This is a genomic window from Proteus hauseri (assembly GCF_004116975.1).
Taxonomy (GTDB): domain Bacteria; phylum Pseudomonadota; class Gammaproteobacteria; order Enterobacterales; family Enterobacteriaceae; genus Proteus; species Proteus hauseri.
Window position 1 is genome coordinate 680362 of record NZ_CP026364.1, and the last position, 16421, is coordinate 696782.

Here is a 16421-nt window from a genome sequence, read left to right on the forward strand (position 1 = left end):
AGTGCGGTGCTTTTGTCATTACAAAGCGAAATTAAGCTTCGATACCTAATTCTTCAGCTAACGCAACTATCGCTTTTTCAAAACAGCCTAAAGGTGCACGCACTGTACCTGCACCAATTTGACCAACACCAGGATCTTTATGAGCGATACCTGTATTAATCAGTGGAGTGATACCTGTTTCAACAACACGACGAGCGTCTAACCCTAAGCATGCACCTTGGAAATCCCAAGTTGGAATTTGCAACATCATGTTACGAGCAAGGTAGATCTCAGCCATTTCTTCTGTCACATCGCGCGCTGCATCCATACCACCTGACGCACCAACAAAGCGAGTCACACCTGGGGCTGCGACCATTGCTGCACCACCGATACCAAAGGTTTCAGTAATCGCGCTATCACCAATATCTGGGTTAGCATCAGCTTGACTAAAGCCAGAGAAAAACAGGCCTTGTGGCGTATTAACAGGTGCAGTAAACCATTGGTCACCCATTCCACTGATTTTGATACCAAAATTACTACCATTACGTGTCATAACGGTGACGATAGTACCTTGTTTGATTTGGGCTCCTGCATCCATCGCCGCTTTACAGTAAGCCATCGCTAAGTTCAAGAAGAATTGGTCTGTAATACTTAAGAATTTCATTACTTTAGTGATTTCAGCATCGTCTATATCTAACGTGGTTAGAATTGGTGCTAATTCACGCAGTAATAATGCAGAGGCGGCGATATTACGTTGGTGAAATTCATCACCCATAGTAATTGCCTGACCCATAATCGCAGTTAGGTCAATACCATTTTCGATAGTAGCTAATGCCGCTTTTAAAACTGGAGCTAAGCTATTACGCATCCAGTGCAGGCGCTCTTGAACATCTGGGCCATAAGCACCAAAACGCATCACTTTACCAATACCTTCGTTCATGTTGCAGTAAGCATAGTTGCCGTGAACGTGGTTTTTGATAACCAACATTGGCATATGCGCAGAAGTAATACCGCCCATTGGGCCTACTGCATTCACGTTGTGACAAGGAATAAACTCAATTTCGCCCGCCGCTAACATAGCCAAAGCTTGTTCTTCGTTTTGTGCCCAGCCTTCAAATAAAGAAGCACCGATACATGCGCCACGCACAGGACCGCTCATCTCTTCCCAAGTAACAGGGGGGCCTGCATGCAGTAATTTTTTACCACTTTCTAATTGTGGAACGAGTTCTTTGGCAAGACTAACATCACACCAGTGAGGACGGGCTTCACGGATACGCTCGATTACTGCTTCATTCGCTTGTTCGATAGTTGTGTACATATCTGCAATTCCTTATTTCAATTTCTTTAATATTTCAGCCAGTTTTTTATTACCGCCCGCGACAGGTGCCCACTGATAATGAACAACAGGCGTACCACTTGATTGCAGATCGTCTGCAAAACTACGTAATCCTGCATTGATCACAGAGATCCCGTTAAGTAGTGGCGAAACTTCAGCATGTGCTTCTACTGGGTGTGGCTGGATTAATTCTTTGGCTAATAACACCGCTTCTGGCAAAGTATCCATCACAATGATGCCCGCTTCTTTAAGCTGCTTTTGCTGCTCACTGCGGTTTTGTGGATCGTCTTCTGTACCTGTAATAGTGGCGATAGTGATTAATGGATTGGTTTCACCACGTTTTTCGTTTAGCTTTTTGATTTCTTGGATCAGTGCGCCAGCAGGATCTTGCGTTGCGCCATAACCGATAACAAAATCAACCAGTAACACGCCAGCTTCTGTTTTATCACTCAGCTCACTAATAAATTTATTACGTGTTGAAGGGTCGATCATTGGGTGTGGTTTACCCTGAGTATAAAAATCATCGCCCATATCGATGATTTTATGGCCATCAGCATCTAGCATAGTGCCTTGCTTGTGCTCGTTATCGACCTCAATATTGAGTTTTTCAGATAACAACATCGCGCACTCAGCAGCTAAGGTACCGCCAGCGTAAAGACCAATAATTTTCTTACCAGCAACTTTCGGTAATTCAGCCGCGATATCTTCGACACGCGCTAACTCCGCCGCAATACGTGCGGTTTCATCTAAAGTACGAGTGAAATAGATGTTATCGTCTTGGAATTTTTCAGGAGTTGTACCTAAGAATTGGGCCACTATAGGCTTATTATGACGCTTCATCTCAGCGATAATTTTTTGGCGTACAGCCGGTGCCGGTGGTTTTGAAACAAAAGCAATTACGCGAGTATTAGGATCAGCCGCTAGCATATTAATTGCGGTTACAGCACTAATTCCGCCAATTTGCTCTGTTAAATCACGCCCACCTAAACCAATAGAGTGAGAAATTCCCTGACGTTGCAAAACAATTTGTGAGGTAATTTCTTGAATACCTGTTCCTGATGCGCCAACAATACCAATAGAACCTTTCGGTGCGATGTTAGCAAAAGCTAATGGTGCACCTGCGATATTTGCAGTACCACAGTCCGGTCCCATAACAATCAAACCTTTAGCAGCTGCTTTTTCTTTCAGTGCTTTCTCATCAGCAATAGAAACGTTGTCTGAAAATAACATGACATTACAGCCATCATCTAATCCGGTATCTGCTAATTCCGCAGCATATTCACCTGCAATTGAGATAAGCAGCATATTGGCATTAGGATTTTTTTGATTCGCGGTGCGCCAGCTACGAACTGTGGTTAATTTATTGCCACCTTTCTGACCATTAGCGATATCTGTTAATGCATCTTCTAACGCAGTAGAAATCATATCGATAATGGCAGGATCATCTGATTCTGCTTTAATAGAAACACAGATATCATTTGGAGTAGCTTCATTGAACATGTCATGCCAAAAACCGGTGACATCAAGAAGAGATTTATTCGCTGGTGTACCCATCATGACGGAAATTTCTTCCACCTCTGGGGCTTCACTTAATTTTCGGGAAATAATCATCAGGCTTACTGAATCCTGAAAGCTCCCTTTTTTAATAAAAGCATGGATCATTATGATATCCTTAACGCATTTAATATATGTAATGCCACATATTTATTTGCATTTCGTTTTTTTGATAATAAAAAGCCTATTTGCTTATGTACTTAAGCAATATTTAATAATATTTTTGAATCTTCGTATTTGAATCTCTGTATATAAACATACTGAAGAAATATCAAAATGTAGAGTGACTGAAGTCACACTTATCTATTGTAAAAAATTTTCATTTAATCGATGGGTATTTATTAAATAAATTATGATGAGTAAAGGAACATTAATTTAAAAATAAAAAAATAAATAATGAATTGAGAAATTTAGCTTATGAGAAACAAATTAATGAGAATAAAAGCATTATAAAACAAGTGGTTTTACCAATCACGCAACAATTTCATAACATACAGAAATAAAATCTTATTATCAACAAATAAAATTCAGTATTTATATTAAATTAGCCAAGGTTTGTAATTTACATTATTCGCATTTGACTTTAATTTAATAAAATAAAAAGCACTCTATATTTATTAGAGAGCGCTTTATGGCGTTTAATTAACTTACTGTTTAATCGCTTCTACTTGTATTTTTAATGTCATGCTATCTGCTATTCCTTCTTTTACTAAGAAATCGACATCCCATTGTGATCGTTTAATTGTTGTTTCAAAATCATCGCCACAAACAGAAGCATTAAATACAGGGCTTTCATAACAATTAAATTTTGTGGTTTTTAATTATACTGGATGTGTTTTACTTTTCATGGTTAATAAACCGTCAACAGAAATAGGTTTATTATTCTCAAAACTCCATTTTGTCGATGTAAATTCAATTATTGGGTATTTCTCTACATCTAAGATATCAGCACTTTTGATATGGCTATCAAATGCAGTTAAACCCGTATTTAATGTTTTAACAGGAATAGAAACTTTAATTTAACCTATTTTATTTTCTGGCGAATAAGAAAAACCACCATTAATTTCATAAAAACCACCACTATTTTTCGATATAACAAAGTGATTAATATAAAACATAGCTTTGGTATGTGTTGGTTCTAATTTATATTCTGTCGCTTCTGAAATAGAAATGAAAATAGTACAGCCAATACAGAAGGTAAAATGCTTTTCATTTTATTAACTCTAATTAACTTTAATAAAAACAAATGTTAATGATATAACAATGCCTATAAAGAATATACTTTATAGGCATTCTACAAATAAATTAAATAGTAAAAAACAAAAGATAGTTGATAATAAAATTAACGTTGAGAGTCTAATTTTTCATTATTTTTTAAAACATCTTGTGCTTTACTATAACTCTCAATTAATAACTGATAAGCAGGAAAAATTTGGGTATATGCTTGTGCCCATTCTAACGCATCAGCACGGTTCCATGTTTTTTGAATCTCAGAGGCAACGGCAGCAGTATCCATCGGCACCACACCTGCTTGAACGATACGAGCTAAAGTAATTTCTTCTGCCATCTTACTGTAAGTACCTGAAGCATCAATAACAGCAAACACTTGATATCCTTCTGAAACTGCACTAATTGCAGGGAAAGCCATGCAAACGCTAGTAATTGTACCTGCAATAATTAACTGTTTTTTACCTGTTGCTTTTACCGCTTCAACAAACTCTGGATTATCCCACGCATTAATTTCACCTTTACGTGCAATATATTTTGCATGAGGTGCATTTTGATGAATTTCAGGAATTAATGGACCATTAGGACCTTGTGGAACTGAGGCTGTTGTAATAACAGGCATCTTAGCAAGTGTTGCCATTTTAGCTAAAACAGAAGCACGAGCGCGTAACTCTGTCATTGGCATATCGCCAACAGTTTGAAATAAACCACTTTGGTGATCAATTAATAACATCACCGCATCATCAGGATTAATAACCGGAAGTTGACCATTAAAATTAGCTGGAGTACTCATTTGAATTTGCCTTTTAATTAATAAATATTGATTATTAACAGTGATAGAAAGAAACGTTATCTATTTCATCTCACTCACTCTTTATTAAACAGTAGTAAATTAATTAAAATCTCGGTAGTGTTAATTATGATAAACACTATTCTAAAAATAGAATAATAACTAAATGTTTAATTGTTCTATTTTTAGGATAATGAAATCTACTTTCGCTACTACTTAATTTTTTTTATTTACTTAAAATACACCCTATAGAAATATTATAGGAATATCATCATGAAAAAAATAATTGGTATTTATAAAGCCCCTCGTCAACATTGGGTTGGTGATGGCTTTCATGTCCGTTCATTATTTAGTTATGGCAATCATGGCAAATATCTGGATCCTTTTTTATTACTAGACAGAGCTGGCCCAACTGATTTCCCTGCATCAGCAGACCACAATAGAGGCGTTGGTGAACATCCCCATCGTGGATTTGAAACGGTAACATTGGTTTATAAAGGTGAAGTGGCACACCATGATTCAACAGGTGAAGGCGGGGTTATTGGCCCTGGTGATGTGCAGTGGATGACTGCGGCATCAGGTATTTTACATCAAGAGTATCATTCTGACGCCTTTACCAAACAAGGCGGTGTTTTAGATATGGTGCAATTGTGGGTTAATTTACCTTCAAAAGCCAAATCAGCGCCAGCAGGTTATCAATTATTAAAACAGAGCAATATTCCAGTGATTTCGCTGCCAGATGATGCTGGTCATTTACGGATTATTGCTGGTGATTATCAAGATACAAAAGGTGCAGCTAAAACATTTTCACCTGTTGATGTTTGGGATATTCAATTAAAAGCGAGTAAATCTGTTAATTTGCCGAGCAAGAAAAATCGCCATGTAGGTTTAATCGTATTACACGGTAGTATTTACCTTGATAGCCAAACTCAATTACAAACAGGTGACTTGGTTATTTTAGATAACGAAGGTGGCTCAATAAATATTGAAGCAACCGAAGATGCATTAATCCTATTTTTAAGTGGGGAACCAATTAATGAGCCCGTTGTTGGATATGGCCCTTTTGTTATGAATAGTGAAGCTGAAATAAAACAAGCTATTGATGATTTTAACCAGGGAAAATTTGGCCGTATATCTAATAAATAACAGCATTAATACCTTTGAACATTATGTAAATAAAACAGCTCCTCTTTAATTATAACAGGAGCTGTTTTTTATCTCTTCTAATCTTGCTTTTAGGCTTCTTTTAATGACGACATATTTTCAGATAAGTAATCAAGCAATGCTTGAATTGCAGGTAGTAATCCTTTTCGAGATGGATAAACTGCATGAATGACGTCTTTTGGAAAACGCCATTGTGGTAACACTTCAATTAATGAACCATTTTGTAGATCTTTTTCAACCACACTTAATGGTAACCGTGTTATTCCTAATCCTTTCAGAGTTGCTTTATACAACGTTAGTACATCCGTTGTCGCTAATTTTGGCGTCACATGTTGAGTTAATACAGAGCCATCAGTATGCGTTAATGTAAGAGTATATTGCTGTGAATGTTCGCTATTCGCAAGAATGGGATAATCTGCAAGTTGCTCTGGTGATCCGGGAATACTTTTTGATTCAAAAAGAATAGGACTCGCCACTAATACACGACGAGAATAACCTAAGATTTTCATTGTTAAACCAGAATCATCTAAAGGCAACGCTCTAACTCGTAATGCTAAATCTAATCCTTCACTAATAACATCTACAGGTCGATTTATAGCTAAAATTTGAATATTAATATCGGGATATTGCGCCATAAAATCGACCAGAATATCTTGAATATAAATCTGCAATAGCGCGACAGGACAAGACAGCTTAATAGTACCATGAGGGTGCCCTTGCGCAGAGCAAATAACCTCTTCTGCAATTTCAGCTTCAACAACTACATTTTTACACTGCTGATAAAAAGCTTGTCCTATTTTGGTAACATGAAATTGGCGAGTAGAACGATAAATCAAAGAGACATTAAGCTTTTGCTCTAAGTCAGCGATACGACGACTCAGTTTAGATTTAGGGATCCCTAATATTTCAGCCGCTTGAGAAAAACTACCAAACTCGACGACTTTAACAAAATAATATAGATCGTTTAAATCATACTTCATGGTGTATCACCTATTTAGTTATTTTCAATATATAGCTGAATTGTTTCAGGCTTATGTATTATAACAAGAATAGCTCTTGTTTTAATACTTTTGTATTTATCATATTGTTAATAACATTATAGTTGAAATAAATAATATAAATTAAAGCTGATCGAACACTCTATCATAAATATATTATCTACCTAGGAAATAATTTATAAATATGTGATATTAATAAGACAATACATATCACAATAAAAATAAAATACCACCTATTATTGAATAAAAATTTACTATATATATTTACTCGATATATTTAAAAACAATGTAAAACAATGACATGGAAAAATGGTATATTATTGAAAATATTTAGTTACATAAAAATGATCATTAAAGAATTAAGTTAATATTTATTTTTATTTTTATGACTCTCATCAATGAATATTTAAAAATATGTTAATAAGATTATAATTAATAAAAATACTTATTAGTTTTATATTTTTTTAAATTATCTCTTTCACCTGCATTTTAATGGAATAACCAAATGAAAAATTTAACTCCATTACGACCCATACCGACATTAATCGCTGTTTCTATTACCTTAATTATTTGGTTTTTTGTACCAGTGCCTAAAGGTGTTGACCCTAACGCTTGGCACTTATTAGCACTGTTTGTCGGTACTATCGCTGCAATTATCGGCAAAGCATTACCTATTGGTGCCGTTTCTATTATTGCTATCGCATTAGTTGCGGTTACAGGAGTGACTAATCCCAATTCGACCAAGGCTGCAATAAATGATGCATTAAGTGGTTTTTCTAACGATCTTATTTGGTTAATTGGAATATCTATTATGGTTTCAATGAGCTTAAATAAAACCGGATTAGGTGCCAGAATTGGTTATTATTTTATTTCTCTTTTTGGTAAAAAAACGATAGGTATTGCTTATTCACTAGCAATTGCTGAAACTATTTTAGCCCCAGTAACGCCAAGTAATACAGCGAGAGGCGGCGGTATTATTCATCCGATCATGCGCTCTATTTCTGACAGTTTTAATTCTAAAGCAGAAGATGGCACCAGTGGTAAAATTGGGCGCTATCTCTCGTTAGTAAACTATAATATTAATCCAATAACCTCGGCGATGTTCATTACCGCAACCGCACCTAATCCTTTAATTGTTAGCTTAATTATTAGTGAAACTAGCCCTGAATATGAACTCAGCTGGTCTATGTGGGCTATTGCTGCTTTTGTTCCTGCAATCATTTCATTAATTTTAATGCCAATAATTATCTATTTTTTATATAAACCTGAAATAACCAGTACACCTAACGCACCTCATTTTGCCAAAGAGCGTTTAGCTCAACTAGGGCCAATATCGTTACCTGAAAAAATCACTTTAGCTGTATTTGCCTTATTGTTAATTATGTGGGCAGGTATACCGGCGCTGATATTTGGTAGTGCTTTTAGCATTAATGCCACAACAGCTGCATTTATTGGTTTATCTATTTTGTTATGTACTGGCGTATTAAATTGGGATGATATTTTAAAGAACAAAGGGGCATGGGACACCGTTGTATGGTTCTCAGCCTTAGTAATGATGGCCTCCTTCTTAGGAAAATTAGGATTAATTAAGTGGTTATCCATTAGTGTAGGGACAAGTATTGATAATATGGGAATTAGTTGGGTAAGCGGCATGATATTACTGGTACTAATTTACGTTTATTCTCACTATTTCTTTGCTAGCACCACCGCACATATTACTGCTATGTTTGCTGCATTTTACGCCGCGGGCCTAACCTTAGGCGCACCACCAATGTTATTAGGATTAATATTAGCGTTTTCATCTTCATTAATGATGTCACTAACCCATTACGGTACTGGCACAGCACCAATTATATTTGGTTCTGGTTACGCCACATTAGGTGAATGGTGGAAAGCTGGTTTTGTAATGAGTGTCGTTAACTTAATTGTCTGGATTGTAATTGGTAGCTTATGGTGGAAAGTATTAGGTTATTGGTAAGAATGAAAATTGGTCTTTGAAATTAATAGAGCAATGCTCTTGTAAGTCATTGCTCTATTCTCTGCTTATATGGCCGTAGATCATTTTTCTCTACCAACAATAAAATAATAAGTATATCAGGTCATTTTAAAAGATGACTCTTCGCACTTCATTCTATCAATTATGTGATAAATATTATTTAGTTGAAAACAAAGCTAAAAAAAGAGCAAGGTTTCCCCTGCTCTGATGTAATAGCTCAGTGACTTATTTTAAATACCATAAAATGATACAGTTAATAAATAAAACTTAAAAAATATACTTAGAATAATATGATTAAATTGAAAACCACTTCTTTTTAATCAGCAACGTTTCTATCTGGAATATGAGAACCAATATTATAACCTTCGAGCTTAGGCGCTTTATTAGATTCAAAATCAAAATTGAAAATAGTAATTGTGCCTGGTGTTGCAGGTAATAAAAATTCTGGTGATAAATTTAAAAAGACTTTGCAAGCAGCTCGAATAACACCACTATGCACAACGGCTAATAAATCACTATCTTCTTTATGAACCCACTGCTGTAATGCAGAGCCAATACGGTCGCAGAAATCAAACCAATTTTCACCTTTTGGTGGCGTGTAGGTTCCCGCTCGCCAATTTTTATATTTATCCGCATGATGTCTTATTAGTTCTGGCTTACGTTGACCTGTCCATTCACCCATATTTAATTCACGCAATAAAGGTTCTTTTATCGCTTCAGGATGACCAACAATTTCTGCTGTTTGTACCGTTCTACCTAAGTCTGATGTAATAATCCGCGTTGGCGATAATAATTGAATACTCTGTTTTATCGCCATTGCTTGATTAATACCTTTTGGTGATAAACAAGAGTTTGCATGTCCTTGTAAACGAGATTCCATATTCCATAATGTTTCACCATGTCTAAGTAAAATAAGTCTCATTATTATTCCTTAATTTAATTTTAAAGACCATATCCAAGAATTTGGAACCAAGTAAAGATGGCTATAGAAATAACCGTTGCACCAACAAAACAGGTTATTAATCCATATTTCATTTGGTCTAATACGCTAAAGTAACCGCTAGAAAAATAAATCGTATTTACTTTAGAGTGAGGCGGTAAAGTAATGGTGTATGTCAGAGTAAATGATGCTGCTAAAGCTAATGTAACGGGATCCATTCCTAATGTTTTAGCAAGGGCAATAATCGCTGGAATTAATATGGTGGTTTTAACCGTTTTACTAGTGAAAATTAAATGGCTATACATGCAGATGAAAACAACGACAACATAAACCATCGTGGTGCTCATATTTTCTAAGCCAAGCCCATAGACCATTTTACCAATTAACCACTGTGCGCCTTGGGTTGATTCTAAAGTATTACCTGCCGCATAAGCCCCTGCTGCAAATATCATTAGATCCCATTTAATATTAGCCTCATTCCATGTTAATAAGCCAATACGAGGCATTAAACAGAGAATGGCAGCAATTACTGCCGTCATATAAACGCTAATTTTAAAGCTGAACATCTCTTGATGGTAGCTCTCCGTTGCCCACAGAAAGACCGCCATTAAAAAGATATACATGGCTTTTTTCTCATTCTTAGTTAATGCACCAAGCTGTGAACGCTCTTTTTTTAGTTTTTCTAAAGAACCTTCAAAATCGACTTCGCCTTTAAAAGAGAAAAGTTTTAATCCAATAAAAAATGAGATGGTCATACCAACTATTGCTAATGGAAAAGAAGCAATTAACCAATCCATATAACCAATAGAACCACCAGCTTGGGAATTAATAAATCCAACGGCAATAATATTGGCAGCGGTTCCAGTCATCACCCCTGATGTTGCAAGCGCATCTGCTTGAACACCTTGCAACATCATTAATTTACCGTAATTACTTTTTCCTGGTATTGCCTTATGTATCTCTAATAAGATCATACAAATAGGCACCATTAATGTGGCTCGTGCGGTAGTTGATGGAACAAAGAAAACTAAACTAAAATTAATTAAAATAAGAACAAACAACGCTTTTTTTGGTGTCTGACCAAATTTAGTAATCATCCACAATGCAAAACGTCTGGCTATATTCGATTTAATCATTGCCGAAGTTAAAACGAAAGCAGATACCATCAACCAAATAACGTCATAACCTAACGTTCCAAAAACAACTTTCTCTTTTGCGACAGTGCCAGTAAGTGGCAGTAATACAATGACTAGCATTGAAGTTAAATAAATAGGCAAAGAACCACATACCCATAAAATTAACGCAGCACAAAAGATGGCAATGGCTTTTTGCCCTTCAATACTTAAACCTTCTGGTGTTGGCATAAAAAATAAAACGAGTAGCACGAATAAAGCTAAAGGTATTCCTATTGTTTTTAACGTTATTTTCTTACCATTTTGTTTTGGTGATGATGGCGCTGGTTTAGCGATATCATCACGCTTCGCAGTCTTTTCCATACTGGTTCCTCTTAATATGTAGGGTAGGATGCTCAGTATAGGAATATTGAGGTATAAAGATAATTGTATTAATATATTATTATTATAAAAATAATTTATGGTATTTGTATGAATTTAAGCCAACTTGATGCATTTTTGTTACTTGCTAATGGTTTTAACGTCACTGAGACAGCTGAGCGTTTATTTTGCACTCAACCCAGTATCAGTATTAAAATCAAGAAATTGGAAGAAGAGCTACAGACAACATTATTTGAAAGAATAAATAATCGACTCTATTTGACACCTCAAGGAAAAGTTTATCAGCAATATGCCACTCAAATTATCAACCTAGTTCAATCCTCTTCTGAACATATACGTCAGTTTGATGATCCTTCAAAAGGTGAAATTAAATTTGGAGCCAGTCATTTTGTGGGAGTATATCTTTTACCTCAAATTATGGCGCAATTTAGGAAACTATCGCCTTTAGTAAAATTGAGTATGGATATTTCAAACTCAACACAGCTTATTCATAAACTTGATACTCAAGAGCTTGAGTTTTTGATAATGTCGGATCATATCTATTTAGATCCGACTGAATATCACCTTGATACCTTTTTAATCGATCCCTTAGTGCTTATTTGTTCACCTGAACATTGGTTAGCAAAAGAGAAACATTGCTGTTTTTCTGATATTGAATCTGAGATTTTTTTAATAAAACCTGAACATTCAGCCACCCGTGATTTTTTATTAGATAGGATCAAAGAACATAATAAAAAGTTGAACAATGTAATGGAGATAAATAGCCTAGAAGGAATAAAACAAGGCGTTATTCATGGATTAGGAATTTCTATTTTATCTCGGCTATCAATTACTCAAGAGTTAAAAGCTGGGCTGTTGTGTGAAGTTGCTTTTGATGACATTAATTTTAGTCGTGGTATCCGTTATTTTTATCATAAAGAGAAATATATCTCACCAGCCACTAAGAATTTCTTGTCTGTATTACAATCACAAGCACAGATCCTCACTAAAGATCTAAACACCTAAATATGTTTCTACACTTTTAGCTAATTCCGTTTTACATTAAATAGAGAAACATATAATTCCTTCAATTTAATCGATATGATAGCGTTCGATTTTTATCACATTGCCAATATCGATTAAAAGGATTTTTATGCGAAAAACACTCTCGTCTTATCACCCTATTATTTATCGTTTAAGAGTGGCACAACGCCGTTTTTTTCGCACTTGCCGCTGGTTATTTTCAGGGCGTAAATACAGTAAAAATATACAACCTGAGCTACGTCTTTCACATCGTTATCTTAAGCATACCTCTAAGCTAATTAGCCGACGAGGCGAAAGCGATATTCAACTGCAATATAATAAAGTAACTAATCTTAAATTAGTTGAAAATGCTCTTGATGGCATTGTTATTCGTTCTGGTGAATATTTTTCTTTTTGTTATTTGGTGGGAAATCCTAGCTATAAAAGAGGTTTTATTGATGGTATGCAACTTTCTTATGGTGAAGCCAGAACCGGTGTGGGTGGCGGTATTTGTCAGGCGAGTAATTTAATTCACTGGCTTGCATTACATTCTGAATTAAAAGTAATAGAAAAAGCGAATCATAGTTTTGATCCTTTTCCTGATGAAGGACGAGTACTACCTTTTGGATCGGGTGCTGCAATTTTTTATAACTATATCGATTTGGTGTTATACAACCCAACGCCTAATGATTATCAAATTCGTTTACATGTAGCAGAGCACCAATTAGAAGGTGAACTACTATGTAGTGAAGCCAGAGATTATCGCTATCATATTTATGAAAAAAATGCTTCTTTTATTAAAAAAGGTAAGCATATATATCGTTGCAACGAAATTTGGCGTGATATCTATACTAAAAATAATATAGGTGCGTTTCCTCAATTATTAAAATCTGAGCTTCTTTATAAGAACAGTGTAGTTGTAAAATATGATATTCCCACTGAATTAGTTAATAAATAATTTATTAATTTTTAGTATTTCATTTTCAAATTAAATTAATTTTTTGTTTTTAATTCAAAATATTAATTATGGAAGGATCACTATTTAATAAATATTTTATAATTTAACAATATCATATTTAATAGGTCGTATAATGACGAACAAAATAAACTCTCCACATAAATTATGTGGTTGATGATATTGTATTTACTTGTATTAGCACATCTCTTTTTAGACAATTTTTTCGCCTGCCCCTTTATGCTAGAGTAATCATGTAAGTATTATTATGGGCCATAATAGTGAGGATTACTTGGTCGAAAAAAGCCGAGCCCCACTGTCTACGACAACAACCTTAACTCGCTTTATTAAGCGTTCTGCAGAAAAATGCTATGGCATACGTTGATTAAAAACACAGTTATTAGATGAGCAAAGAAATGCATTAATTACACAAGTTCACTCAAGATTACATAAGCTCTATCATACTGGTTTTAAATATGCTCCTTCCCACCAATTTTTTTCCAAGTTTGTTTTTGATATTTATAAATCTGCACTTTCTATTAAAGTGGGTAAAATTGAAATATTCAAAGAATTATTAACTAAAAATCTTAACCTAAAATTACAACTTTGGAAGTTATAGCTTATTGGACAAATACTTTGGAAAATGGCAACAGTCACACCAGCAAGTTTATGGCAACATCCTCAATTATCTTTATTTTTCCGCAGCCATAATGATATAACTTAATACGTTTATTTAACTCAATAAAAAAGAGACGTTTTGTATTGCTTTGACTTTTCTCATTTTTCTATTTAATAAAAAACAGAGTTATCTTTGTAAAATAGAAGGATTAGGTGTAAAACTAAATTTATATTTAATAAAGTAGTCTTATTTTATTTACTCTTCGTCATTTAGGAATCAATATGAAATACCAAGATGTTACGAAATCCCCTTGTGAAAATGCCTATTTTTTAGTTTTTAACTTAATAGGATCACCCGAAACGCGTTCTACACTTATCGACTTCTGCAATAATTTATCTGGCATCATACGTAGTATGAGAACGCGTTTTCCCGAGTTAGAAACCAGCTGTGTAATGGGATTTGGTGCCAATGCATGGTCAAATTTATTCCCAAATCAAGCTAAGCCTAAAGAATTAATACCTTTTAAAGAGATAAAAGGCACTACCTATACCGCAGTTTCTACACCTGGTGATCTCTTTTTTCATATTAGGGCATTAAAAGTTTCAGCTTGTTATGAGCTCGCATCTATTATCAGTCAAAAGCTAAAGAATATTGTTAAGCCTGTCGATGAAGTGCATGGATTTAGATATTTTGACGGACGCTCTATTATTGGTTTTGTTGATGGTACAGAAAATCCAGAATATGAAGATGAGCGTGCATCATATGCAGTTATCGGTGATGAAGATCCTACATTTTCTGGTGGTAGTTATGCTTTTGTTCAAAAATATATCCATGATATGGAAGCGTGGGAAAAACAGCCCCTAATAGAACAAGAGAAAGTTATTGGCAGACATAAATTCAATGATGTTGAATTAACCGATGATGAGAAAGAACCGGGTTCTCATAATGTTGTTACTAATATTCAAGACAAAAATGGTGATGATTTAAAAATCGTTAGAGCTAATATGCCATTTTCTAATCCGTCAAAAAATGAATATGGTACATATTTTATTGGCTATGCTCGTTATTTTTCCACTACACGTCGAATGCTAGAAAATATGTTTGCAGGTACACCCGAAGGTCATACTGATAAACTACTTAAATTCAGCACCGCAGTAACAGGAACGCTATTTTTTGTTCCCTCACCTGAGTTTTTAGATGATTTAGTGTAAGGCTTATTATAAATAGATATATAGGCATTAGCCTATATATCTATACATATCTATCACTTAAAACCAAAGGTTGATAATACTACGTGTGTGACTACTTTTTGATATTCTTCATCCATAGCTGGAATATTTTCAGTTATTTGGTAACGTTGAGAATAAGAATATAATTGCCATAAATCTTCGTTTCTTACTTTTCGCACCTCTATTTTACCATCTTGAATACGTTCTAAAGCTCTTTTAAACCCAGAATGTACTCCTGTTTCAAATGCTGTTTGAATTAAATTATTTGCTAATTCAGATAAGTCATTTTCATTTCGTTCTTTCAATTTTATTTTAAGTTGTTCAATTGAATTGGTTAATTTTTCTGTTGGTGTTACACCTATTATTGATAAATCTAACTCATCCTTTAATTTACTTACTATTTTATTAATTGATTGTGAATGGGCAATAACATTTGTCTTCATTTATGATAGCCACTGATATGATTTCTCTAAGATAATTTTTTATTATAAGCCAAACACATTGACGTAGAACTGTTTACCATCATCAGTACTTTCAATCGTATAAGTAATAGGAATCGAGTTTTTACCGCCTTGACCTTCAAAAGAAAGATCAGCTGCACATGAATAAGTATCTCTTTTTACGTCATGCTCACGGGTACGAACACTCTCGACTTTGATCTTAATTTGATCAATCAAAGAACCCATTTTTTGATCACGTAGTTCATCTTTCGTAATATCAACGACTAAATCTTTTGCTTCTGAGCTATCACAGTTAGGCGTTCCATTATCACACCCCACTAAAGGCAATACTAACGCACCTAATAATGCCACTTTCATAATTTTAGTTTTCATACTGATTTTCTTCCTTGCTCAAGATATAAATAAAGTAATTTTTCAATATTTTACCTAATAAACCTTCAGCAACAATATTGCTTAGTAATACTCAGAATAAGATCACGATAGTTAGTAATATTTAATTTATGGCACAAGAAGTAAGTAAAACTGATAGTTTTTTTAACCAGAATTAGAATATGTTAATTATTAAAAAAGCATAGAATAATACGTTATTTACTTTATCGGTTTGATTGTTTTTACGTCTATAATATCAACATGGATAGTAAGAATATCTGCACTGGT

The 16421-nt window shown here is 34.5% G+C and carries 13 protein-coding genes and 2 pseudogenes; 6 read left to right on the forward strand and 9 right to left on the reverse strand.

Going from position 1 to position 16421, the window contains the following annotated elements:
* Positions 1-31 precede the first annotated feature (31 nt).
* From PH4a_RS03290 to PH4a_RS03305, 4 genes and pseudogenes are all read right to left on the reverse strand, one after another.
* Positions 32-1297, reverse strand: coding sequence for a YlbE family protein (locus PH4a_RS03290; RefSeq protein WP_064720908.1), 1266 nt, complete (start codon positions 1295-1297; stop codon positions 32-34).
* Between the two features lie 12 nt (positions 1298-1309).
* Positions 1310-2977, reverse strand: a complete 1668-nt coding sequence (locus tag PH4a_RS03295) for an acyl-CoA synthetase FdrA (protein ID WP_129037739.1) — start codon at positions 2975-2977, stop codon at positions 1310-1312.
* 539 nt (positions 2978-3516) lie between these two features.
* Positions 3517-4082 (reverse strand): annotated as a pseudogene (locus tag PH4a_RS18445) (YceI family protein).
* A gap of 129 nt (positions 4083-4211) precedes the next feature.
* Entirely contained in the window at positions 4212-4889 is a 678-nt protein-coding gene (locus tag PH4a_RS03305) for a hydrolase (protein ID WP_129037741.1), read from the reverse strand.
* 270 nt (positions 4890-5159) lie between these two features.
* Here PH4a_RS03305 and PH4a_RS03310 point away from each other — a divergent pair, with 270 nt between their 5' ends.
* A complete protein-coding gene (locus PH4a_RS03310) occupies positions 5160-6032 on the forward strand; it encodes a pirin family protein (RefSeq protein ID WP_064720911.1) in 873 nt (290 codons plus the stop codon).
* Between the two features lie 89 nt (positions 6033-6121).
* On the opposite strand, the gene PH4a_RS03315 is transcribed toward PH4a_RS03310, so the two are convergent.
* Positions 6122-7030, reverse strand: coding sequence for a LysR substrate-binding domain-containing protein (locus PH4a_RS03315; protein WP_129037743.1), 909 nt, complete (start codon positions 7028-7030; stop codon positions 6122-6124).
* 523 nt (positions 7031-7553) lie between these two features.
* On the opposite strand from PH4a_RS03315, the gene PH4a_RS03320 reads away from it, so the two are divergent.
* A complete protein-coding gene (locus PH4a_RS03320) occupies positions 7554-9026 on the forward strand; it encodes an anion permease (RefSeq protein ID WP_129037744.1) in 1473 nt (490 codons plus the stop codon).
* Between the two features lie 334 nt (positions 9027-9360).
* Here PH4a_RS03320 and PH4a_RS03325 read toward each other — a convergent pair whose 3' ends face one another.
* Positions 9361-9966, reverse strand: a complete 606-nt coding sequence (locus tag PH4a_RS03325; protein ID WP_129037746.1) for a histidine phosphatase family protein — start codon at positions 9964-9966, stop codon at positions 9361-9363.
* A gap of 20 nt (positions 9967-9986) precedes the next feature.
* Positions 9987-11480, reverse strand: a complete 1494-nt coding sequence (locus PH4a_RS03330) for an SLC13 family permease (RefSeq protein WP_129037748.1) — start codon at positions 11478-11480, stop codon at positions 9987-9989.
* A gap of 108 nt (positions 11481-11588) precedes the next feature.
* On the opposite strand from PH4a_RS03330, the gene PH4a_RS03335 reads away from it, so the two are divergent.
* The 4 genes and pseudogenes from PH4a_RS03335 (at position 11589) to PH4a_RS03350 (ending at position 15285) form a co-directional block, all read left to right on the forward strand.
* Complete coding sequence (locus PH4a_RS03335; protein WP_129037750.1) at positions 11589-12503, forward strand: LysR family transcriptional regulator; 915 nt, start codon at positions 11589-11591, stop codon at positions 12501-12503.
* A gap of 127 nt (positions 12504-12630) precedes the next feature.
* A complete protein-coding gene (locus PH4a_RS03340; RefSeq protein WP_129037752.1) occupies positions 12631-13458 on the forward strand; it encodes a VanW family protein in 828 nt (275 codons plus the stop codon).
* Between the two features lie 158 nt (positions 13459-13616).
* Positions 13617-14179, forward strand: a pseudogene (locus PH4a_RS03345) (YebB family permuted papain-like enzyme).
* A 176-nt stretch (positions 14180-14355) separates the two neighbouring features.
* Positions 14356-15285, forward strand: a complete 930-nt coding sequence (locus tag PH4a_RS03350; protein ID WP_129037754.1) for a Dyp-type peroxidase — start codon at positions 14356-14358, stop codon at positions 15283-15285.
* A 53-nt stretch (positions 15286-15338) separates the two neighbouring features.
* Here PH4a_RS03350 and PH4a_RS03355 read toward each other — a convergent pair whose 3' ends face one another.
* Positions 15339-15746 carry a hypothetical protein gene (locus tag PH4a_RS03355; RefSeq protein WP_129037756.1) on the reverse strand — a complete coding sequence of 136 codons (408 nt, stop codon included), beginning with the start codon at positions 15744-15746 and terminating at the stop codon, positions 15339-15341.
* Positions 15747-15788: 42 nt separating this feature from the next.
* Positions 15789-16136, reverse strand: a complete 348-nt coding sequence (locus PH4a_RS03360; protein WP_129037758.1) for a hypothetical protein — start codon at positions 16134-16136, stop codon at positions 15789-15791.
* Positions 16137-16421: the final 285 nt, after the last annotated feature.

Excerpts from the sequence above, each read along its gene's own strand:
- PH4a_RS03290 (WP_064720908.1), bottom strand. The coding sequence starts at position 1,297 with ATGTACACAACTATCGAACAAGCGAATGAAGCAGTAATCGAGCGTATC.
- PH4a_RS03295 (WP_129037739.1), bottom strand. The coding sequence starts at position 2,977 with ATGATCCATGCTTTTATTAAAAAAGGGAGCTTTCAGGATTCAGTAAGC.
- PH4a_RS03305 (WP_129037741.1), bottom strand. The coding sequence starts at position 4,889 with ATGAGTACTCCAGCTAATTTTAATGGTCAACTTCCGGTTATTAATCCT.
- PH4a_RS03310 (WP_064720911.1), top strand. The coding sequence starts at position 5,160 with ATGAAAAAAATAATTGGTATTTATAAAGCCCCTCGTCAACATTGGGTT.
- PH4a_RS03315 (WP_129037743.1), bottom strand. The coding sequence starts at position 7,030 with ATGAAGTATGATTTAAACGATCTATATTATTTTGTTAAAGTCGTCGAG.
- PH4a_RS03320 (WP_129037744.1), top strand. The coding sequence starts at position 7,554 with ATGAAAAATTTAACTCCATTACGACCCATACCGACATTAATCGCTGTT.
- PH4a_RS03325 (WP_129037746.1), bottom strand. The coding sequence starts at position 9,966 with ATGAGACTTATTTTACTTAGACATGGTGAAACATTATGGAATATGGAA.
- PH4a_RS03330 (WP_129037748.1), bottom strand. The coding sequence starts at position 11,480 with ATGGAAAAGACTGCGAAGCGTGATGATATCGCTAAACCAGCGCCATCA.
- PH4a_RS03335 (WP_129037750.1), top strand. The coding sequence starts at position 11,589 with ATGAATTTAAGCCAACTTGATGCATTTTTGTTACTTGCTAATGGTTTT.
- PH4a_RS03340 (WP_129037752.1), top strand. The coding sequence starts at position 12,631 with ATGCGAAAAACACTCTCGTCTTATCACCCTATTATTTATCGTTTAAGA.
- PH4a_RS03350 (WP_129037754.1), top strand. The coding sequence starts at position 14,356 with ATGAAATACCAAGATGTTACGAAATCCCCTTGTGAAAATGCCTATTTT.
- PH4a_RS03355 (WP_129037756.1), bottom strand. The coding sequence starts at position 15,746 with ATGAAGACAAATGTTATTGCCCATTCACAATCAATTAATAAAATAGTA.
- PH4a_RS03360 (WP_129037758.1), bottom strand. The coding sequence starts at position 16,136 with ATGAAAACTAAAATTATGAAAGTGGCATTATTAGGTGCGTTAGTATTG.